Annotated in this window: 20 protein-coding genes; 17 read left to right on the top strand and 3 right to left on the bottom strand. The window is 72.1% G+C overall.

Going from position 1 to position 19,728, the window contains the following annotated elements; genetic code table 11:
- Positions 1–85: 85 nt before the first annotated feature.
- From ACGFMP_RS36110 to ACGFMP_RS36075, 8 genes are all read left to right on the top strand, one after another.
- Positions 86–1,228 (top strand): inositol-3-phosphate synthase, encoded by a 1,143-nt coding sequence (locus tag ACGFMP_RS36110; RefSeq protein ID WP_393678179.1) that lies wholly within the window; start codon positions 86–88, stop codon positions 1,226–1,228.
- Entirely contained in the window at positions 1,225–2,100 is an 876-nt protein-coding gene (locus tag ACGFMP_RS36105) for an SCO3242 family prenyltransferase (RefSeq protein ID WP_393678177.1), read from the top strand. The genes ACGFMP_RS36110 and ACGFMP_RS36105 overlap by 4 nt, the downstream gene beginning before the upstream one ends.
- Positions 2,097–2,975, top strand: coding sequence for a sugar phosphate isomerase/epimerase family protein (locus ACGFMP_RS36100; RefSeq protein WP_393678176.1), 879 nt, complete (start codon positions 2,097–2,099; stop codon positions 2,973–2,975). The genes ACGFMP_RS36105 and ACGFMP_RS36100 overlap by 4 nt, the downstream gene beginning before the upstream one ends.
- 65 nt (positions 2,976–3,040) lie before the next feature.
- Entirely contained in the window at positions 3,041–3,697 is a 657-nt protein-coding gene (locus ACGFMP_RS36095; RefSeq protein ID WP_393678174.1) for an EboA domain-containing protein, read from the top strand.
- Complete coding sequence (locus tag ACGFMP_RS36090; RefSeq protein WP_393678173.1) at positions 3,697–4,548, top strand: TatD family hydrolase; 852 nt, start codon at positions 3,697–3,699, stop codon at positions 4,546–4,548. Before ACGFMP_RS36095 ends, ACGFMP_RS36090 begins: the two co-directional genes overlap by 1 nt.
- Positions 4,548–5,717, top strand: coding sequence for a metabolite traffic protein EboE (gene eboE / locus ACGFMP_RS36085; RefSeq protein ID WP_393678171.1), 1,170 nt, complete (start codon positions 4,548–4,550; stop codon positions 5,715–5,717). The genes ACGFMP_RS36090 and eboE overlap by 1 nt, the downstream gene beginning before the upstream one ends.
- On the top strand, positions 5,714–7,102 hold the full coding sequence (locus ACGFMP_RS36080) for an alkaline phosphatase family protein (protein ID WP_393678169.1): 1,389 nt from the start codon (positions 5,714–5,716) through the stop codon (positions 7,100–7,102). The genes eboE and ACGFMP_RS36080 overlap by 4 nt, the downstream gene beginning before the upstream one ends.
- Before the next feature lie 416 nt (positions 7,103–7,518).
- Positions 7,519–9,300, top strand: a complete 1,782-nt coding sequence (locus ACGFMP_RS36075; RefSeq protein ID WP_393678168.1) for an MOSC domain-containing protein — start codon at positions 7,519–7,521, stop codon at positions 9,298–9,300.
- 119 nt (positions 9,301–9,419) lie between these two features.
- Here ACGFMP_RS36075 and ACGFMP_RS36070 read toward each other — a convergent pair whose 3' ends face one another.
- Together ACGFMP_RS36070 and ACGFMP_RS36065 are read right to left on the bottom strand one after the other, a co-directional pair.
- The gene (locus tag ACGFMP_RS36070; protein ID WP_393678210.1) at positions 9,420–10,952 is read right to left on the bottom strand and encodes a flavin monoamine oxidase family protein; all 1,533 of its coding nucleotides are present in this window, start codon (positions 10,950–10,952) and stop codon (positions 9,420–9,422) included.
- A gap of 429 nt (positions 10,953–11,381) precedes the next feature.
- Entirely contained in the window at positions 11,382–11,993 is a 612-nt protein-coding gene (locus ACGFMP_RS36065) for a PadR family transcriptional regulator (RefSeq protein WP_393678167.1), read from the bottom strand.
- 101 nt (positions 11,994–12,094) lie between these two features.
- On the opposite strand from ACGFMP_RS36065, the gene ACGFMP_RS36060 reads away from it, so the two are divergent.
- The 7 genes from ACGFMP_RS36060 to ACGFMP_RS36030 all read left to right on the top strand — a co-directional run bounded on the left by ACGFMP_RS36060 (position 12,095) and on the right by ACGFMP_RS36030 (position 17,085).
- On the top strand, positions 12,095–13,282 hold the full coding sequence (locus tag ACGFMP_RS36060) for an FAD-dependent oxidoreductase (protein WP_393678165.1): 1,188 nt from the start codon (positions 12,095–12,097) through the stop codon (positions 13,280–13,282).
- A gap of 202 nt (positions 13,283–13,484) precedes the next feature.
- Positions 13,485–13,946, top strand: a complete 462-nt coding sequence (locus ACGFMP_RS36055) for an SRPBCC domain-containing protein (protein ID WP_393678164.1) — start codon at positions 13,485–13,487, stop codon at positions 13,944–13,946.
- Positions 13,943–14,281, top strand: a complete 339-nt coding sequence (locus ACGFMP_RS36050; RefSeq protein WP_393678162.1) for an ArsR/SmtB family transcription factor — start codon at positions 13,943–13,945, stop codon at positions 14,279–14,281. The genes ACGFMP_RS36055 and ACGFMP_RS36050 overlap by 4 nt, the downstream gene beginning before the upstream one ends.
- Before the next feature lie 101 nt (positions 14,282–14,382).
- The gene (locus tag ACGFMP_RS36045; RefSeq protein WP_393678161.1) at positions 14,383–14,847 is read left to right on the top strand and encodes an SRPBCC domain-containing protein; all 465 of its coding nucleotides are present in this window, start codon (positions 14,383–14,385) and stop codon (positions 14,845–14,847) included.
- A gap of 120 nt (positions 14,848–14,967) precedes the next feature.
- Positions 14,968–15,312, top strand: coding sequence for a hypothetical protein (locus ACGFMP_RS36040; protein ID WP_393678159.1), 345 nt, complete (start codon positions 14,968–14,970; stop codon positions 15,310–15,312).
- A gap of 231 nt (positions 15,313–15,543) precedes the next feature.
- The gene (locus tag ACGFMP_RS36035; protein ID WP_393678157.1) at positions 15,544–16,128 is read left to right on the top strand and encodes a PH domain-containing protein; all 585 of its coding nucleotides are present in this window, start codon (positions 15,544–15,546) and stop codon (positions 16,126–16,128) included.
- Positions 16,129–16,347: 219 nt separating this feature from the next.
- Positions 16,348–17,085, top strand: coding sequence for a hypothetical protein (locus ACGFMP_RS36030; protein WP_393678156.1), 738 nt, complete (start codon positions 16,348–16,350; stop codon positions 17,083–17,085).
- A 112-nt stretch (positions 17,086–17,197) separates the two neighbouring features.
- Here ACGFMP_RS36030 and ACGFMP_RS36025 read toward each other — a convergent pair whose 3' ends face one another.
- Complete coding sequence (locus tag ACGFMP_RS36025; protein ID WP_393678154.1) at positions 17,198–17,881, bottom strand: hypothetical protein; 684 nt, start codon at positions 17,879–17,881, stop codon at positions 17,198–17,200.
- 119 nt (positions 17,882–18,000) lie between these two features.
- Here ACGFMP_RS36025 and ACGFMP_RS36020 point away from each other — a divergent pair, with 119 nt between their 5' ends.
- Positions 18,001–18,345, top strand: a complete 345-nt coding sequence (locus ACGFMP_RS36020) for a hypothetical protein (protein ID WP_393678152.1) — start codon at positions 18,001–18,003, stop codon at positions 18,343–18,345.
- Between the two features lie 364 nt (positions 18,346–18,709).
- On the top strand, positions 18,710–19,174 hold the full coding sequence (locus ACGFMP_RS36015) for a hypothetical protein (protein ID WP_393678150.1): 465 nt from the start codon (positions 18,710–18,712) through the stop codon (positions 19,172–19,174).
- The last annotated feature ends 554 nt before the right edge of the window (positions 19,175–19,728 follow it).

Raw genomic sequence — 19,728 nt, 5'->3', positions numbered from 1 at the left:
GCCTGACCGGCCGCGCCGGTCGCGGCCCGGCCCGCAACGGGAAGCGCAAGATCCTTCCGCTGTGTTCGCGTTCGGAGGACAAGAAGTGCGTGCTGGCATCTGGCTCATCGGCGCCCGTGGATCCGTCGCCACCACCAGCGTGGTCGGAGCGCTCGCGCTGCGCGCGGGACTGACCGACCCGGTGGGCTGCGTGACCGCCCACCCCGAAATGAACGGCGCGGCCCTGCCCGGCTTCGGCGACCTGTACTTCGGCGGTCACGACGTGACCACCGGGTCGCTGGCCAAGAAGGCCGAACAACTCGCGGCCGCCGGGATCGTACCCGCCCGGCTGGTCCAGGCCCTGCAGTCCGACCTCGAAGCGGTCGACGCGGATCTGCGACACGCCCCCGAGGGCGCCACGCAGGCCGCCACCGCCCGGGCGATCGCCCACGACCTCGCGGAATTCCGCACCCGCCACCGCCTCGACCGGGTCGTGGTGGTCAACGTCGCCTCCACCGAGGCCGCGGTGGAGCAGCAGCCCGCCCACGCCGGCCTCGCCGCGCTCGACACCGCGCTCGCCGCCCCCGGCAACGTGCTGCCGCCCAGCTCGCTCTACGCCTACGCGGCCTTCACCGCCGGCTGCCCCTACGTCGACTTCACCCCCTCGACCGGCGCCCGGCTGCCGGCCCTCGCCGAACTCGCCGCGAAGCGCGGCCTGCCCTACGCGGGCCACGACGGCAAGACCGGCGAGACGCTCCTGAAGTCGGTGCTCGCCCCGATGTTCGCGATGCGCAACCTCGCCGTCCGCTCCTGGTCGGGCGTCAACCTCCTCGGCGGCGGCGACGGCGCCAACCTGGTCGACCCGGGGGCCAACGCCGCGAAGGCGGTCAGCAAGCAGCGGGTGCTGCACGAGACCCTCGGCTACGCACCCGACGGCGACACCCGCATCGACTACGTCCCCGACATCGGCGACTTCAAGACCGCCTGGGACCTGATCACCTTCGCCGGCTTCCTCGGCACCGGCATGTGCCTGCAGTTCACCTGGCAGGGCTGCGACTCGGCCCTCGCCGCGCCGCTCGTCCTGGACCTGGCACGGATCACGCTCGCCGCGCACGAGGCGGGGCGGACCGGGCCGCTGGAGCCGCTGGCGTACTTCTTCAAGGACCCGATGGGCGACGTCGACCACGCGCTGCACGCCCAGTGGGAGACGCTGCGCACCTTCGTCGCCGGGCTCGGCGGCGGGCGATGACCTCGCTGCGCGACCTCGCCGAACTGGTCCGCGCGCCCGCCGCACTGTCCGTGCCTGGCGACGCCGTGGCGGGCGCCGCCGCCGGAGGCGCACTCGGCGCCGGGACCGCGGGGCTGTCGGCCGCCGCGGTGTGCCTGTACTGGGCGGGCATGGCGGCCAACGACTGGGCGGACCGCGAACTGGACGCCAAGGAGCGCCCCGAGCGGCCGGTCCCCTCGGGACGCGTCTCGCCCGGCACCGCCCTGGGCGTCGCCGCCGGGCTCAGCGCGGCGGGGCTCGCCCTCGCCGGGCTGGCCGGCGGCCGCCGGGCGCTCGCCGTGGCGGTGCCGCTGGCCGGCGCGGTGTGGGCCTACGACGTCGCGCTCAAGGACACCCCGGCGGGGCCCGCCGCGATGGCGGCGTGCCGCGGGCTCGACGTCATGCTCGGCGCGGCCGCACGCCCGAAGGGCTGGCGGCGGGCGGTGCTGCCCGCGCTCACCGTCGCCGCGCACACCTACACGGTGACAGCGCTGTCCCGCCGCGAGGTCAGCGGCGGCGACCGCCTGCTGCCCGCCGCGACGCTCGCCGGCACCGCGGGAGTCGCGCTCGCCGCGGCCGGGATGCCCGCGGGCGCGCGGGACCGGGCGCCGCGGGCCCGGCTGTCCCGGGGGCTGGCCGGCTGGTACGCGGCCGGCTACGGGGCACCGCAGGTGCGCGCCCTGGCCACCCCCGACGCCGGCAGCATGCGGGCCGCCGTCCGCGCCGGGATCACCGGACTGCCCGCCCTGCAGGGCTCCCTGATCGCCCGCTCCGCCGGCCTGCTGCCCGCCGCGGCGGTGGCCGCCTGCGCCCCGCTCGGCCAGGCGCTGGCCAGGAGGGTGTCCCCGACATGAGCGTGAGATTCGGCTACGGCACCAACGGGTTCGCCAACCACCGGCTCGAGGACGCGCTCACCGTCGTCGCCGACCTCGGCTACGAGGGCGTCGCGCTGACCCTCGACCACCAGCACCTCGACCCCTTCGGCCCCGACCTGGCACGCAGGATCGACGCCCTCGCGGCGCGGCTGGAGCGGCTCGGGCTCGCCGTCGTCATCGAGACCGGCGCCCGCTACCTGCTCGACCCGTGGCACAAGCACGCCCCGACCCTGCTCGACGACGAGCCCGCGCTGCGGCTGGACTTCCTGCGGCGGGCCGTCCGCGTCGGGGCCGACCTCGGGGCGGAGGCCGTCTCCTTCTGGGCCGGGATCCGCCCGGCGGAGATTGCGCCCGAGGCCGCGTGGGACCGCCTGGTGCGGGGCTGCGACGAGGTGGTGGGCGTGGCGGACGCCGCGGGCGTACGGCTGGGCTTCGAACCCGAACCCGGGATGCTGGTGCAGACGATCGACGACTGGTTCGAGCTGCGCGACCGGCTCGGCGCTCCCGACGCCTTCGGCCTCACCCTCGACATCGGGCACTGCCGCTGCATCGAGCCGCTGCCGGTGGCCGACTGCGTCACCAAGGCCGGTCCGCACCTGGTCAACGTACAGATCGACGACATGCGCAGGGACGTGCACGAGCACCTGGAGTTCGGCGCGGGCGAGGTCGCCTTCCCCGCCGCGCTCGGCGCGCTCGCCGACACCGGATACGACGGGCTCACAGCCGTGGAGCTGCCCCGCCACTCCCATGCCGCGCCCGAGGTCGCGCGCGCTTCGCTGGACTTCCTGCGCGAAGCGCTCGCCGCGTCCCGGGCCGCGGGCGGACCCGCTGAAGCGAAGGAGGCCAGGCCCTGACCGGCGGACAGCTCGCACACGTACTGGAAAGCCGGGTCGCCGACCCGGCATGGCTGGCGGACGCGGTGGGCCGGGTCGCGCGCGACCCGGACGCGGTCGCCGTACTCTTCCCCGCGGCAGGCCGGCGGTGCGGGCGCGGCCCGCTGTTCGGCCCGGGCCACGGCCCCCACGACGGCCCCGGCCTCGGCCCCGGCTTCGGCGCCCGCTCCGACCAGGCGGGCTGGACCGTGGACGAGGCGGCCCGGGTCCTGCTGCTGACCGCGCTGCCGCTGCACGGCCCCGACCTGGCCGAACGGGTCGGCGCGCTGTACCGGTACGGCAGCGCCGACGAGAAGCGCGCGGTCCTGCGCGCCCTGCATCTGCTGGACGTGGGCGACGGGGCGGTCCACATCCTGCACGACGCGATCCGTACCAACGACACCCGGCTGGTCGCCGCCGCCATGGGACCCTACGCGGCCCACCTCGACGACCGGATGTGGCGGCAGGCCGTACTCAAGTGCGTCTTCATGGACATCCCGCTGACCGCGGTGGCGGACCTGAACCGCCGGGCCGACGGCGAACTGGCCCGCATGCTGGCCGACCTGGCCGCCGAGCGGCGCGCCGCGGGACGGTCCATGCCCGCCGACGCCGAGGTCCTGCTGGCGCTGCTCGGCGACCTGCCGGGCACGGAAGGGGACGGCATGCGGGACCGGCCGGCAGAACGCGAGGGAAAGGCACGCTGATGCGCATCTTCGACCCCCACATCCACATGACCTCACGGACCACGGACGACTACGAGCGCATGGCCGCGGCCGGCGTGCGGGCACTGGTGGAACCGGCCTTCTGGCTCGGCCAGCCGCGCACCAACGCCGGCGCCTTCACCGACTACTTCGACTCGCTGATCGGCTGGGAGCCCTTCAGGGCGGCCCAGTTCGGCATCCGCCACCACTGCACCATCGGCCTCAACCCGAAAGAGGCCAACGACCCGCGCTGCCGCGAGGTGCTCGGCGTACTGCCGCGCTACCTGGCCAAGGACGGCGTCGTCGCGGTGGGCGAACTCGGCTACGACTCCATGACGCCGGAGGAGGACGAGGTCTTCGCCGCGCAGCTCGCCATGGCCGTCGAGCACGGCCTGCCCGCGCTGGTGCACACCCCGCACCGGGACAAGCAGCGCGGCACCCTGCGCACCCTGGACGTCGTCAAGGAGTCCGGGATGGACCCGGGAATGGTCGTCGTCGACCACCTCAACGAGGTGACCGTGGGCTCGGTGGCCGGCAGCGGCTGCTGGATGGGCTTCTCCATCTACCCCGGCACCAAGATGTCCCCCGACCGGATGGCCGCGGTGCTGCGCGAGTACGGCCCGGAGCGGATCCTGGTCAACTCCGCCGCGGACTGGGGCCGCAGCGACCCGCTGCTCACCCTGCGCACCGGGCAGGCCATGCTGGCGGCCGGCTTCACCGACGACGAGGTCGACCGGGTGCTGTGGCGCAACCCCGTCGACTTCTACGGCCAGTCGGGGCGGCTGGACCTGTCACCCGCGCAGGAGCAGGAAGCGGCGTTCGCCGGCAACTCCCTGGCACGCGGGGGCAGCTGATGCGACTGCGGCACCGCGACGGCCAGACCGTCCACCTCGGCTACTGCACCAACGTCCACGCGGGCGAGGAACTCCCCGAGATCATCGGCCAGTTGGACACCTACGCCGTCACCGCCCGCCGGCTGCTCGGCGCCGACCGGCTCGGCGTCGGGCTGTGGCTGGCCGCACCGGTCGCCGCCCAGCTGGCCGCAGACCCCGACGCGGTGGCCCGGCTGCGCCGCGACCTCGACGTACGCGGCCTCGAAGTCGTCACCTGCAACGGCTTCCCCTACCGCTCCTTCCACGCCCCGGTCGTCAAGCACGCCGTCTACCAGCCCGACTGGCTGACCGACGCGCGCATGGACTACACGATCGACCTGGCCCGGGTACTCGCGGGACTGCTCCCCGACGACGCCGCCCGCGGCTCGGTGTCGACCCTGCCACTGGCCTGGCGCACGCCCTGGACCGCGGAGCACCGGGCGGCCGCCGAGCGGCGGATGGCGGAACTCGCCCACCGGCTGGCCGCGGTGCACGCGCAGACCGGCCGGCTGGTCCGGGTCGGCTTCGAGGCGGAACCCGGCTGCGTCATGGAGACGACCGAGCAGGTCGCCGCGCAGCTCTCGGGAGTCGACACCCGCTACCTCGGGGTGTGCCTCGACCTGGCCCACCTGGCCTGCGCCTGGGAGGAACCGGCCGCCGCCCTGGGCCGGCTGGCCGCCGCGGGGCTCCCGGTGGTGAAGGTCCAGGTGTCCGCCGCGCTCGGCGCGGAGCACCCCGAGAGGGCCGACACCGCCGCCGCGCTGCGCGGATACGCCGAGCCGCGCTTCCTGCACCAGACCCGCTCAGCCGCGGGCCCGGCCGCCGACGACCTGGCCGAGGCGCTGGACGCGGGCCTGCCGGGGCCGTGGCGGGTGCACTACCACGTGCCGCTGCACGCGGCCCCGCAGCCGCCGCTGCACGCGACCGTCGACGTACTGCGCGCCGCGCTCGGCGTACTGGTCGGCGGCGAGACCGCCCTGTGCGACCACCTCGAGGTCGAGACGTACACCTGGAACGTGCTGCCGCCCGGCCGGCGCCCCTCGGGCCCCGCGCAGCTGGCCGAGGGCATCGCCGCGGAGCTGGGCTTCACCCGGGACGAACTGCTCGCCCTGGGGCTGCGCGACCAACCCGTGAGGGAGATGACGCATTGAACCGCCCACCGACCCCCCTCGTCGTCCTCGACATCGTCGGGCTCACCCCCCGGCTGCTCCGGCACATGCCGCGACTGGCCGCCGTCGCCGAGCGCGGCTGGCAGGCCGGGCTCACCCCGGTGCTGCCCGCCGTCACGTGCTCCGTGCAGGCCACGCTGCTCACCGGGGCGCCGCCGCGCGAGCACGGCATCGTCGGCAACGGCTGGTACTTCCGCGACCTCGGCGAGGTCCTGCTGTGGCGCCAGCACAACGGGCTCATGGGCGGCGACAAGCTCTGGGACGCGGCCCGCCGCGAACACCCCGGCTACACGGTCGCCAACGTCTGCTGGTGGTACGCCATGGGCGCCGACACCGACTGGACGGTCACCCCGCGCCCCGTCTACCACGCCGACGGCCGCAAGGACCCCGACTGCTACACCGACCCGCCCGAGCTGCATGACGAACTGACCGCGGCGCTCGGCACCTTCCCGCTGTTCAGCTACTGGGGCCCCGGCGCCGGGCTGCCGTCGTCCGCGTGGATCTGCGGCGCGGCCCAGCAGATCATGGCGCGCCACGACCCGGACCTGACCCTGGTCTACGTCCCGCACCTCGACTACGACCTCCAGCGGTTCGGCCCCGACGCGCCGCAGGCCGCGGCCGCCGCCGCCGAACTGGACGCGGTGCTCGGCCCGTTGCTCGACCTGGCCCTCGACCGCGGCGCGACCGTGGTGGCGCTGTCCGAGTACGGCATCACCCGCGCGAACCGCCCGGTCGACATCAACAGGGCGCTGCGCGGCGAGAACCTGCTGCGCGTCCACACGCAGGCCGGCATGGAGTACCTGGACCCGTGGACGTCGCGCGCGTTCGCCGTCGCCGACCACCAGATCGCGCACGTCTACGTCGCCGACCCGGCCGACCTGCCGGCCGTACGCAAGATCTGCGCGGAACTGCCGGGCGTCGCCGAGGTGCTGGGCGAGGCGGAGAAGGCCGAGTACGGCCTGGACCATGCGCGGGCCGGCGACCTGGTCCTCGTCGCGGAGCCCGACGCCTGGTTCACCTACTACTACTGGCTCGACGACGCCAGGGCGCCGGACTTCGCCCGGCTGGTGGAGATCCACCGCAAGCCCGGCTACGACCCCGCCGAGCTGTTCTTCGACCCCGCGGATCCCGCCGGCGCCAAGCGCAGGGCCGGCATCGCGCTGGCGCGCAAGAAGATCGGCATGCGCTACCTGATGAGCGCCATCGGCCTGGACGCCGGCGCGGCGGCGGTGCGGGGCACCCACGGCCGGCTGCCCGACAGCCCGCAGGACGGCCCGGTCCTGCTGTGCTCCGACCCGCACGGGGCCCGCGAGCAGTACGAGGCGACCGAGGTCAAGAAGCTGCTGCTGGAGCTGGCCGCCCGGTAGCGCGGCGGACCGGGGCCGGGGAGCCAGGTCTCCGGCCCGCCGGTCCCGCCCGGGCGCGGCCCGCAGGTCAGCCGAAGGCCTTCGGGCCCTCGGACCAACGGGCCCGAAGACCCCGTCGCCGGCGCCCCGCACCGCGAGCAGCGGCGCCCGGGAGCCCCTGAAGCGCCGCCGGACCTGCGGACGGAGGTCCACGCCGGTCTGCGGCAACCGGATGAAGGCCGGGCGGCACCACCGGCGCGCCCGGGACACCGCGGCGGCCGGCGGACACCGACGCGCCGCCGTCCCCGGACGGCCACCCCCGACCCGTGGCCGTGCCCGCGCCGGCGCGGCAGGCGGCACGACACGGGAGCCGGGTCACGCCCACTTCGCGCCCGCGCGCGATATGAATGGTCCGGCCACCCCGCAGGAGGTCCGCAATGGCGACGCTGGTGTCCGTCAACGTAGGCATGCCCAAGGACGTCCCCTGGAAGGGGCGGACCGTCCACACCGGTGCCTGGAAATCCCCGGCTCCCGGCTCCCGGATGGTGCGGCGGCTGAACATCGAGGGCGACGGCCAGGGCGACCTCGCCGGCCACGGCGGCGAGATGCGCGCCGTCCTCGTCTACCAGCTCCAGTCCTACCACCACTGGCGCGAGGAGCTCGGCCGCGACGACCTGACCTACGGGATCTTCGGCGAGAACTTCACCGTCGACGGGCTGCCCGACGACGACGTGTGCATCGGCGACCGCTACCGCATCGGCGAAGCCGAGTTCGAGGTCACCCAGCCCCGCGTCACCTGCTACCGCGTCGGCATGCGGCTGGGCGAACCCACCATGGCCGCCCTGCTCGTGGCCCACCACCGCCCCGGCTTCTACCTGCGCGTCATCACCGAGGGGCGGGTCGAGGCCGGGAACGAGATCACCCGCACCCGCAAGGGCCCGGAGGAACTCAGCGTCGCCGACACCGACGCGCTGCTCTACCTCCCCGACCGCGACCCCGCGAAGCTGCGCAGCGCGCTGAAGATCCCCGCGCTCAGCCCCGGATGGCAGCAGTCCTTCCGCGAACTCGTCGCCGCCGGGAAGCCCGAGCAGGAACCGGGCTGGCCCGACGAGCACGCCGGCTCGCAGCAGCCCAGGGAGGAGCCGGGCTGGCCGGGCTTCAAGACCATGCGCGTGGCCCGCATCGTCCACGAGACCGACTCCGTCTCGTCGGTCTACCTCGACAGCACCGACGACACGCCCCTCCCCGAGGCCCGCCCCGGCCAGTACCTCTCCCTCCGCCTGGCCGTCGGCGACGACGCCCCCACCGTGCGCAGCTACTCCCTGTCCTCGGCCCCCGCCGCGGACAGCTACCGCATCAGCGTCAAACGCGAGCCGCACGGCAAGGTCAGCGGCTACATCCACGCCACCCTCCGCCCCGGCGACCTCGTGGACGTCGCCAGCCCGCGCGGGACGTTCGTCCTCGAAGAGGGCACCCGGCCGGTCGTCCTGCTGTCCGCGGGGATCGGCGCCACGCCCGTACTCGCCATGCTCCACCGGCTCGCCGCCGCGAAGGACCCGCGGCCCGTGTGGTGGGTCCACACCGCCCACGACCCGTCGCACCACGTCTTCGCCGACGAGACCCACACCCTGCTGGCGCGACTGCCCGACGCCCGCGCGTACATCTACTACACCGGCGAGAGCGCCGCCGACCGCGACGAGCCCCGCACCGGCGGGGTCGCCCACATCCTCAGCGGCCGACCGACCGCCAGGTCACTCGCGGACATGGGCATCCCCACCGACGCCGACGCCTACCTGTGCGGGCCGACCGCCTTCATGGACGCCCTCAGCGGCTACCTGCGCGAGCACGAACTGCCCACAGAGCGGATCCACGTCGAGCAGTTCAGCGCCCTCCCCGCCGTCAACCCCGGAGTGAAACCCACCGCCACCGTCCGCCCGCACCAGCCCCCGGGCACCCCGGGCACCGGCCCCGCCGTCACCTTCGCCCGCAGCGGCGTCACCACCCCCTGGCCATCCGACCGCGACTCGATCCTCGAACTCGCCGAGGCCTGCGACGTCCCCACCCGCTGGTCCTGCCGCACCGGCGTCTGCCACACCTGCGTCACCCACCTGGTCTCGGGCGACGTCACCTACACCACCCCGCCCCTCGAACTCCCCGAAGAGGGCACCGTCCTGGTCTGCTGCAGCGAACCCTCCGGCGAGGTCGTCCTCGACCTCTGAGGCCGCCGCCCCCGCGAAAATCCCGGAGCCCCGGGAACGCGGCCGACATTTCCGCCGCACGAGCGGGGGGTGACCACTCCCGAGGGCTCGCCCTCACACCCCGGCGTCCCGCGCGGGCACTACCGGCGCGTGGCCAGGACCCGCTGGTGGAGGGCGGTGACGGCCTTGCGGGCGGAGGCGAAGGCGCCGTGCTGCCAGGCGTCCATGTAGCTGAGCCAGTCGCCCGCGAAGTAGACGCGCCCGGTCGGCTCGGTGAGCGGCTTGTAGCGGGCCGCGTCCGGGCTTTCCAGCGAGGTGTGCCAAGCGGCCTCCTGGTAGGGGAACTGCCGCCAGTGGACCGAGAAGGAGGAGGCCAGTTCGGTGCGGTATTTGTCGCCGTAGATCCGCAGACCCGCGGCGACGGCCCGCTGCTCCCGCTCCACCGGGCTCAGCTCCGCGTACGCGTCGGCGCCCGTGTCCAGGGTGTAGTAGCCCATGAGGACGCCGCGTTCGCCGTGGTAGCCGTGCGAGGGGTGCCAGATCTGGTTGACGTCGAGGTCGGTCTCCGTGATGCCGCCGTAGATCCGGTGGTCGCTCTCCCACCAGCGTGAGGCGTACTCCAGGCCGATCTTGCCCGCGGAGAAGGGGTTGAAGCCGCCGAGGGCGGACCGCACCGCGGACCCGAGGTTGTGCCGCACCCCGGCGAGGAGGTTCGGCGGCATGGCGGCCACGCAGTAGTCCGCGTCGAGAACATGGGTGCGGCCGCCCCGGGTGTAGGTGACGGTGACCCCGTCGGCCTTGTCGGTGACCTCGGTGACCGCGCACCCGGTGCGGATCCTGTCGCCGCCGACGGCACGGGCGAGCGCCCTGGGGATGGCGTCCATCCCGCCCACCGGCTGGAACATCGGCATCGCCTGGTCGAATTCGGACTCGAAGGAGAAGTAGCGGCCGACACCGGTGGCGAATATCTGCGACGCGGTGGGCAGGTCCCCGTACGGCACACCGGGCGTGCCCGCCGCGCCGGGGTAGACGGAGAAGCCGCGGCGGGAGCCGCCGGTGTACGCGAAGCCCTCGCCCAGAGCGCCGTAGTCCGCGAGGAATTCGACCAGCCGACCCCGATCGTCGGCCGTCAACTCCTGGTCCAGGGCGCCGCTGTCGGTGGCCTTTGCCAGTAACTCGCTGACGTAGCCCAGCATGTCCGCCTTCGCCGTGCGGTAGCGCATCGGCCGGTCCATGCCCTCGGACTCGTTGTAGATGTACGCGTCGGCGTTCATATTGGTGAACACCTCGACGGGCACGCCGAGTTCGCGGCAGTAGTCCATGGTGAGCATCCACTGGGCCATCCGGGCCGGGCCTGCGTTCATGTACTGGCCCGGTGCGAAGCGGGCCGTCTGCCGGTGGCCGAGCAGGTCGGTGAGGGTGTCGCCGCCGCGGATGGTGAGATTGCGGCCGCCGGTCCGGTCGCGGGCCTCGACGACCGTGCACCGGTAGCCGGCCTTGCCGAGTTCGTACGCGGTGGCCAGTCCCGCGACACCGCCGCCGAGCACGACGACCTCGGCCGCCGCCGTCCCGGTGAGCGTGAAGTCCCCCGCTCGCGGCGCCCGATACCGCCGTTCGCCGGCGGCGGCCTCGGCGGTGGGCGCCAGGCCGAGCGCCCCCATGGTCGCGAACATGGCGCCGGCGCCTGCGGTGACCCCGACGGAGCGCAGGAATTCACGGCGGTTGGGCTGCGTCATCTCTGATCCCCTCTCACTTCCGTGCCGGGGGACGATACAGCGCCACGCCGCTCCCGTACCCCGCCCTGCGCCCTCCCGCGCGGGCCGTCGGCCCTCCCGCTCTCCTTCGCGCCTGCGCGGGCGAACTCACGGGGCTTTCCGCGCTCGTTGACAGCCGTCATTCCGAGCGCGCGATGGTTTGAGGCCCATGAAGCCGGTCACGCAAACCACAAGCCCATCCGTGGGATTTCCCCCTGGAATGCCGCGACCACCACGACCTGAAGTCGGGGCGGCCGCCGGTCGGTTCGGCACCCGGTCGAGCGGCCGCTCGACGCCGGGCAATGCGGCTGGTTCTGCTCCGCGCGGCGGCCCGGTCCAGCGGCCGGCTCAGCGCCCCGCGTCCCCGTACGCGGCGGCCATCGCGGACAGCTCCTCCTGCGACCAGGTGAGCCGGCCGTCGCGGAGGTCGCCGATCGTGGAGCGGATCCAGGTGAGCTGGGCGGTGGCCACGGTGTGCGCGTACTCGGCTTCGAGCACCAGCACCCGCGGCAGGCCCGCACCGGCGGCCAGGCCGGCGTCCAGCCCCTCCTGGGCCGCGGCGAGCCGCTGCTCCCGCCGCTCCAGGACCCGCAGGGCCTCGTCAGGGGTCAGCATCATCAGGTGCGACAGGGCGGCGGGGAAGTCGGGGAACTCCTGCCGGGGTACGGCGAGCATCTCCTCCAGCCATGTGCGGGTCGCGGCGCGCCCGGCGTCGGTGATCTCGTAGACCGTCCGCTCCGGGTACTGCTGGTCGCGCTCGGTCTCCTTGACGGCGACCAGTCCTCCCGCGTGCAGCCGGTCGATCGTGCGGTAGAGGCTCGCGCGCTGGCCGACGTTGACGACCTGGTCCTTTCCCCACTGCTTGATCAGCCGCTGGATGCCGTAGGGGTGCAGGGGCTGCGTGTGCAGCATGCCCAGCACGGTGAGTCCCAGGGGTGAACTGCGGGCCTGTGCGCTCATGCCGACGATGATAGCCCGATCGTCACTAGTTGACGTGCGACTAGTTGCAGTGCGACTATCGCGCCGTGAGAGTTTCGCCCCGCGTCGAAAGGGAGACGGCCGTGATTCGTACAGCTCTTGTCATAGGCGGCGGCATCGCAGGACCGGTGGCCGCGATGGCCCTGCGGCAGGCCGGTATCGAGGTCACGGTGCACGAGGCGTACGAGGGGACGGCAGGCGCGGTCGGTGCCGGTATGAGCCTGGCGCCCAACGGCATGGACGCGCTGGACGTGATCGGCCTCGGCGACCTGGTCCGGCCGATCGGTGTCCCGATGACCGGCATCGAGATGCAGGACTGGGCCGGCCGGCGGCTCGGCGAGTTCGGCAACCCGCCCGGCGTCCCGCCGATGCAGCTCCTCTGGCGCGCCGACCTGTACCGGGTGCTCTACGCCGAGGCCGACCGCCGCGGCATCAGGATCGAGCACGGCAGGCGGCTGGTCTCCGCGGAGGAGGGCCCGGACGGTGTGACCGCGCACTTCGCCGACGGCAGTACCGCGACCGCCGATGTGCTGATCGGGGCGGACGGCATCCGCTCCACGGTCCGTACCCTCGTCGACCCGGACGCACCCGGCCCCGCCCACGCCGGGCTGATCAGCTTCGGGGCCAAGGTGCGCGACTCGGGGCTGCCCGGCACCGGCGGCCGGATGCCGATGAGCTTCGGCAAGCAGGCATTCCTCGGCTACCAGGTCCACGACGACTCCTCGGCCCTGTGGTTCGTCAACCTGCCGCACCGCGAGCCGCTGTCGGCCGCCGAGGCCAGGAAGACCCCGGCCGCCGACTGGCTGGCCCTGCTGCGGCCGAAGTTCGCCGGCGACCGCACTCCTGCCCAGCAGCTCATCGACCGGACCGATCCGGCGGACCTGATGATCGTCGGCTCGGTGGAGAACATGCCCAAGGTGCCGCACTGGAGCCGCGGCCGGATGGTGCTGATCGGCGACGCGGCCCACGCGCCCTCGTCGAGCTCGGGCCAGGGCGCCGCGCTGGCGATCGAGAGCGCCATCGAACTGGCCCGCTGCCTGCGGGACTTGCCCTACCCCGAGGCCTTCGCCGCGTACGAGGGACTGCGCCGCCCGCGGGTCGAGAAGATCATCGCCGCCACCACCCGCAAGAACAGCGCGAAGGCCGCAGGGCCGGTCGGGCGGGTCGTCAACGCCTGGATGCTGCGGATCTTCGCCCGGCTGGTCAAGCCGGAGAGGATGGCGTGGATGTTCGCCCACCGCATCGACTGGGATGCCACGGTGAAGGGCTGACGACGCCGGCGGCCTGGCGGCTTCGGCGGTGCTGGTCGTCCGTGGCGCGGGTCGTCTTCGGTGCGGGTTGCGGAGGGGGTGATCGGCGCCGATATCTCCCGCGCAACGAAAGGTTGCGCCAGTGGCCGCGTGCCGGATAGCGTGATGTGCAACCGCCGGTTGCGTCGAGCTGCGGTGTGTCGCGTCGAGCCAGGAGGGTCACATGGAGTACGGAAGCATCGAGCGGGAGCTGCGCATCGACGCCGCCCCCGAGGTGGTCTACGAGGTGATCACCTCTCCCGAGCACCTGCGCGAGTGGTGGCCCGACGACGCCGACCTCGACCCGGTCCCCGGCGCCACCGGCACGATCACGTTCGGCGACCCCGCGGCACCCGGCGCGGCGATCGTGCCGCTCACCGTCCTGGAGGCGGACCCGCCCCGCCGGTTCGCCTTCCGCTGGGGGTACGACGAGGGGCAGGCCACCGAGACGAACTCGTTCCTCGTGACCATCGACCTCGTCCCGTCCGGCGACGGCACCCTGCTGCGCTTCAAGGAGACCGGCTTCCGCGAGCGCGGGTGGGAGGCCGCCGTAATGGAGGAGGCCTACCTCGACCACGCCCGCGGCTGGGACCTCTTCCTGCCGCGCCTGGCCACACACGCCCAGCGGCTGGTCACGCGGCCGTGAGCACCGCGATCGACGACGACCTCTGGTCCGCGGTCGGCGACCCGACCAGGCGGCGGATACTCGACCTGCTCCTGGCCGACGGAGGCGGCACGGCGACCACGCTCAGCGAGCGGCTGCCCGTGACCCGGCAGGCGGTCGCCAAGCACCTCGGCGTGCTGGAGCGCATCGGCCTGGTGCACGTGACGCCGGAGGGCCGCGCGCGCCGCTACGACGTGGACGAGGCCCAGTTCGCCCGTGCCGTCGCCCAACTGGCCGCTGTGAGCGCGACCTGGGACGCCCGGCTGCAGCGGATCAAGCGGATCGCCGAGCGGATCCAGCGGGGCATGCCGACCTGATCACGCCCCGCCGCCACACCCGTGGCGGTGCGGCAGGGCCGTGCCCCGAAGCGGAGCCGCCCACCCGGCGATCGGGGAAGAGGAAACGAGATGGGGGACAGATGAGCACAGCAGAAACGGCACGCACCGAGCGCGGCTACTCGACGTCGTACACGGTCGAGCAGTCACCCGAGGAGGTCTTCGCCGCCGTCCTGAACGTCGGCGCCTGGTGGACAGGCCAAGTCGAAGGTCGGGCCGACGAGTTGGGCGCCGAGTTCACCTACCGGCACCCACCGCAGCACTACAGCCTCCAGCGCGTGGTCGCACTCGAGCCGGCCCATCGGGTGGTCTGGCGGGTCACCGACAGCCACCTGTCCTTCATCCCGGAGCCGGACGAGTGGACCGGCACCGAGATCGTGTTCGACATCGCCCCCAGCGCCGCCGGTACCGAACTGCGCTTCACCCACGTGGGCCTGCTGCCGGACGTCGAGTGCTTCGGCGCGTGCTCCACGGCCTGGCTGCACTACGTCAACGGCAGCCTGCGCGCCCTGATCACCACGGGAGCCGGCCTGCCCGACCCCTGGTGACCCGGCGCCTCCGCCGGCGTGGACCCGGCCGCGCCCGGCGGGACTCGAACCCGCTGCACGCGCGGAGCAGGTCGGCGATCCTGGACCAGGACGTGGCTTGGAACGGGCAAGGAGGGCACCGTGAACGACACGGCAGAGATCGTCGAGGCCGTCACCGGCTGGTTCGCCGCGAACGGGGTGGCCGGACTGCGGCTCCCGCGTGGCTGGTTCGGGCGTCCGTACGACAACGCCCACCGGCTGACGTGGTCCGCGGCCCGCTCCGGCAAGGTGATCCTCGAACTGGACGATCAGCTCCTCCTCGTCCTGACCTCACCGGGTCGGCCGCAGCACGACGCCGGCAACCTCACCCTCCCCTTCGCGCAACTCACCTTCGACTGGGAGGGCTACGGTGATCGCACTCCGCATGCGGAGCACCACGAGGCGGGCGCACTGAGTTTCATGAAGCTCCCCTCCGACCGGCACTAGAGGTGACCTCGGCGCTCCCGGCGGACGCGTACGGACGCCGGGCGGTTGCACCAGCAGTCGGCAGCGTTGCCGCAGGTGAAGCTGCCGATTACCGCACAGGTATGTCCGGCCGGGTGGTGCAAGGATTGCCCCCGGCAGCAAGATCCCTGGGTCGGTCCACCGGGGAGCGGGACCGGACGGGTGCGGGGGAATCAGACGTCCGTCACGGGTGCGAGATCGGGGGGATTCGCTGTGAGTGCTCGTCGCGAACTGACCGTCCGGGGGAGGGAGCGGTACCGCCACGCGCGATGGTCGAAGATCGGGTTGCTGGCAGCAGTGCTCCTCGTCGAAGCAGCCGTCTCCGGCGCGCGACTCGGCGCCACGGCGGCGGGCTGGCTTCTCGGCGGGACGTTCGCGTTCGCCGGGCTGAACTTCATCAGGATGCGCCGGTGCCGGACGACGGTCGGTGCGGCCGGAGTCACCATCTCCTCCGGCTTCGGGCGGGGTCGCACCCACCCCTGGCACGAGATCCGATGGGTCGGCGTCCACCAGGGGAGCGGCCGGTTCGGCGAGTACTTCACGCTTCGGGTCACCTTCGACAGCGGGCGGACCCGCTCGCTGCCCGCGCTCCAGCGCAGCTCGCTGTACCCCGACCCTGATTTCGACGCGAACTCCGAGGAGATCATCGCCTGGTGGAAGGCGAGCACGGACCCGTCCACCAGGTTCCGGCCCACGGGAAACTGGTTGTACCGGAAGTCGCCGGAGCAGCTCGGGAGGCTCCTGGGCGTGGTCATCGCGGTCGTCATCGTGGTCGTGGTCTTCCTCATCCAGACGTAGCCGTGCGATGACGGCTCCGCACGGGACGGAGCCGTGTCGCGGCAGGAGCCCGCGGCGCAGAGGACCAGGCGACTCGGCCGGGCAGGCACCCTCCGGCAGCTCCGAGAATTTCCATGCCGACTTCGAAGCGGGCAAAATGCCCGATTCCCGGTCGAGTGGATTCCGCGATCGGTAGAGTCGTTTTCGGCTCGCCGGGTCGGCGGCCAGGGGGAGGGGATCATGACCGCATTGCCGTATCCGGTCACCGAGGCGGAGATGAACCGGTTCCGGGAAACCCTGCGGGATTCACCGCTGCGCTTCGTCGAGTGCGACCACGGTCACCCGAACGACGCCTACGCGCATCCCTGGAGAATGGGCGATCTCCACGTGATGTACGGCGTGCCGCTGGTGCGCTTTGCGTGCGACGCGCTCAGCTGCCTTCGCTGCGGGGACGACGACGTCCCGGACCGGTGCCGGAGTTTCGCGTACATCGGTGTCCCCCGCGATTCCGGCAACGTCGTGGCACGCGGCTACCCGCGGCCCGCATCCGACGAATGGCGGGCCGGCGCCAAGGTGCTGCCGCGACTGGACGGGGTGTACAGCCGTCCCGCTTCGCGTGGCGAGTTCATCCTCTTCCTGCCCAACGACGACGTGGACAGGTGCCTGTCCTTCACTGACTCCGGCGAGGTTTTTGAATTCAGTGTGAATTACCGCCATGGCTTCGGCTCCGCGAGGAAATTCCACCAGGCCCTGCACACCAGGCTGCGCGACTTCGACAACTCACGAGCCGACAACGTGCGCGGCCTGTATACCGTCTCCGGTAATCAGCTGGTGTGCCACATGCTCACGCCCACCGACACGTCCTATCAGTATCATGCCAAGCTGAAGGGCTCGGTAAGCGAACTGAAAATGGTGCGGACAGACGGGGACGGAAGGCGACTTGGCAAGGTCGAATTCACGTACCGCAAGCCCCGGTAGGACTCCGCGACGCCATGGGACCGCCTCCGCCCGCGCCCGCCTCCGCCCGTACCTGGCTGCGCGCGCAGCCCGTGGAAGCACGAAGCCCCGCGTTCGGCGTTCTCCCGGCCGTTCAGCAGAAGCGATCCTCTCCGAATGGCGTGAGTTCCCATCCGCCCAAGAAGTCATCGTGGACGCGGACCCCGAGGAGGACCGCGCCGACTCGCGACCCGTCGCCCGTCCCTGCGGCCGCTCCAGTCCGAGCGGAGCCGAAATGAAATGCGGCAACCGGAGCCGTGCGGTCGCCGGTGACATAGCTGACCGTCTTGGGACGGTCCGGGTCCGTGGATCCGAACGTGACGGACGGGGGGCCGAACTCGGCGACAAGTTCATGCAGGGAACGGTCGTTCTGCGACCAGGTGAGAGCCCGTTCCACGACGTCAGCGTGCTCAGCCGACGTGAGCGTGCGGTCGAGGCGGAGCCAACCCCGGCGGTGGGCGTCCTCGCCGTACTGGGAGGCGACGACATGGATGTCCGGAGCGGGGAAGCCCTCCCTCAGCATCATCGAGGGAGCCAGACGCCCGTTCGTGTCGGGAATCCACACCTGATGCGTGCCCTGCGCTTCACTTGCCGCGAGCCGATCGAGGAGACGTACCACCGCCGGGAGGCCGCCGAACACCTCGGGCAGACGCACCGCCTGGTTCAGGCGCTCCAACAGACGCCCAGGATCACAGTCGACTTCGCCCGGCGTGGCCGCCCTGGCCGCAGCAGCAGTCCCGCGACCGAACCCGGTGGGTGACGCAGCGTCAAGATCCATGGCATCAGCTTGGCAGCGGGAGCAGGACGTCAGCAACGAGCAGCTCCCATCGGTCCGCTAGCGGATGATCGAGCCCACTGTCCACCTGGGTGAGGGCTTCGAGGCTGCATACTCCCCCCGTGGAGATATCCGATGGTGGGCAGAGGTTGGATTCGCAGTGGACGGAGGTGAACAACAACCTCTGCGGTGCCTTGAACGACTGCCGGGACGCCTACGCCGCTGCCAATGCCTTCGTCCGCGCCGGCTGGTCGCGGCGCCCGTCATCCTGGTACGGCTGGGAGGTGGAGACCAGCTGGGGACAGATCGAGCTGGACCCGATCGAGGGGCGAGAGGTTCTCCTGAACGGCGTCATCGACCCGGATCGCTTCGACGATCTCGCAGGCCTGCTCAGCCGCTTCGGCCTTCGGTTCGCCCTGGAGCTGTACGACGACGCCGGTGAATTGGCGCGGGAGATTCGACACTGAGCCGGCCCCTCTGCGTACGCCCGGCATCCGGATGCGTACCGGGCCCTGGTCGTCTGTGCCTGCTGACCGTGGACGACTGATCAGGGCCCGACGGCCAGGAAGCCAAGACGAACGGCCGCATCCTGCAAGGCCAGTGGACTGGCGAACGACGTGAGCCCGGAGGAATCCGGGGCTCACGTCATGCCGTCAGAAATCGGTACGCCGACGGACGTGCGGTGAGCATCATGGTCCTCGGCTGTTACCCATGCGGAAAGGACTGGTGTGAGTGAGCGGGGAGTCGGCCCTGACCGAGTTGTGGCAGCAGCGGTGGCCGGACTGTCCTCCGGTGGGGTACAAGCTCCGAGGCCCGTACGGGGGCGTGTGGGTGCGCTTTCACAGCCTGCCGGAGTCGAAGAGGTATGCAGAGGATGAGGCCGAGTACAGCGTCGTCCTGGAGCGTCACAACACTGTGCTCGACGAATTGTTCGCCGGTACGGATGTCTACGTGATCACTCCTGCGTGGACCACGGAAGCCGAGGCACCACCTCCCCAACCGGGGGCCGACTACTGGCGGAGCCTGCTGGCGGAGGACGACCCGGACCCGGAATTCCGCACCTACGCCCACCTCTTCGTCGTACGCCGACCCTGGCAGCGCGGCTGCCTTGATGAGCTGCTGCGCGACGTCGCCGACGACAAGGTGGGGGGAATCATGATCACGGACATCGGTATGCGGCGCATCTACCACCCCTACGACGGAGGCGCCGACGCCTTCCTTTCCACCCCTCAAGAGCGCGACCAGCTCCGGTCCCGGCATACCGGATGGCTCTCCAGCCATCCCTTGGGCCTCTGAACCGCCCGACCCGCCCCCGCTGCTGCTGATCCGCATGACCGCGCGGCGAGTGCGGCCCTCGCCCGCACGATCGTCGGATATGCAGAAAACCCCGCCGCCAGCATTGCTGCTGATTGCGGGGTTCGCCAGGCACTCACGTGGTGAAACGGAAGTGCCCCCGGCAGGATTCGAACCTGCGCACACGGCTCCGGAGGCCAAGGCGACTGTTGCGGCGTGTGGGTCACTGACCTGGGCGGGAGACGACCCCCAGGCTCGCGGCGGGGAAGATCATTACGTTCCTACGACGAAGGATCAGTCCTGGTGCAGCACCGGCACTCGTAAGGGATTCGAGTGACCCAGGTGGTCAGCGGGGTCTCTGCATCTTGTCGATCAGCTGACAGAGTGGGACTCACAGTGTGAAAGTGTCCCATGCGAGCATTTTTCAAGGGCCTGGGTGTCCTGGTAGTTCTGATCGTAGTGCTAGTCTTCTGAGTCGGGAATTCGCTTCAGATATCCGGCGAGGCGTTCGAGGATGTCCTCTGCGGTCTTGGTCCAGATGTAGGGCTTGGGGTTGG

Source organism: Streptomyces sp. NPDC049040 (assembly GCF_043197715.1).
GTDB lineage: Bacteria > Actinomycetota > Actinomycetes > Streptomycetales > Streptomycetaceae > Actinacidiphila.
This window is presented reverse-complemented; position numbering and strand designations above follow the sequence as displayed.

Excerpts from the sequence above, each read along its gene's own strand:
- ACGFMP_RS36105 (WP_393678177.1), top strand. The coding sequence starts at position 1,225 with ATGACCTCGCTGCGCGACCTCGCCGAACTGGTCCGCGCGCCCGCCGCA.
- ACGFMP_RS36045 (WP_393678161.1), top strand. The coding sequence starts at position 14,383 with ATGAGCACAGCAGAAACGGCACGCACCGAGCGCGGCTACTCGACGTCG.
- ACGFMP_RS36030 (WP_393678156.1), top strand. The coding sequence starts at position 16,348 with ATGACCGCATTGCCGTATCCGGTCACCGAGGCGGAGATGAACCGGTTC.
- ACGFMP_RS36100 (WP_393678176.1), top strand. The coding sequence starts at position 2,097 with ATGAGCGTGAGATTCGGCTACGGCACCAACGGGTTCGCCAACCACCGG.
- ACGFMP_RS36090 (WP_393678173.1), top strand. The coding sequence starts at position 3,697 with ATGCGCATCTTCGACCCCCACATCCACATGACCTCACGGACCACGGAC.
- eboE (WP_393678171.1), top strand. The coding sequence starts at position 4,548 with ATGCGACTGCGGCACCGCGACGGCCAGACCGTCCACCTCGGCTACTGC.
- ACGFMP_RS36075 (WP_393678168.1), top strand. The coding sequence starts at position 7,519 with ATGGCGACGCTGGTGTCCGTCAACGTAGGCATGCCCAAGGACGTCCCC.
- ACGFMP_RS36070 (WP_393678210.1), bottom strand. The coding sequence starts at position 10,952 with ATGTTCGCGACCATGGGGGCGCTCGGCCTGGCGCCCACCGCCGAGGCC.
- ACGFMP_RS36065 (WP_393678167.1), bottom strand. The coding sequence starts at position 11,993 with ATGAGCGCACAGGCCCGCAGTTCACCCCTGGGACTCACCGTGCTGGGC.
- ACGFMP_RS36025 (WP_393678154.1), bottom strand. The coding sequence starts at position 17,881 with ATGGATCTTGACGCTGCGTCACCCACCGGGTTCGGTCGCGGGACTGCT.
- ACGFMP_RS36055 (WP_393678164.1), top strand. The coding sequence starts at position 13,485 with ATGGAGTACGGAAGCATCGAGCGGGAGCTGCGCATCGACGCCGCCCCC.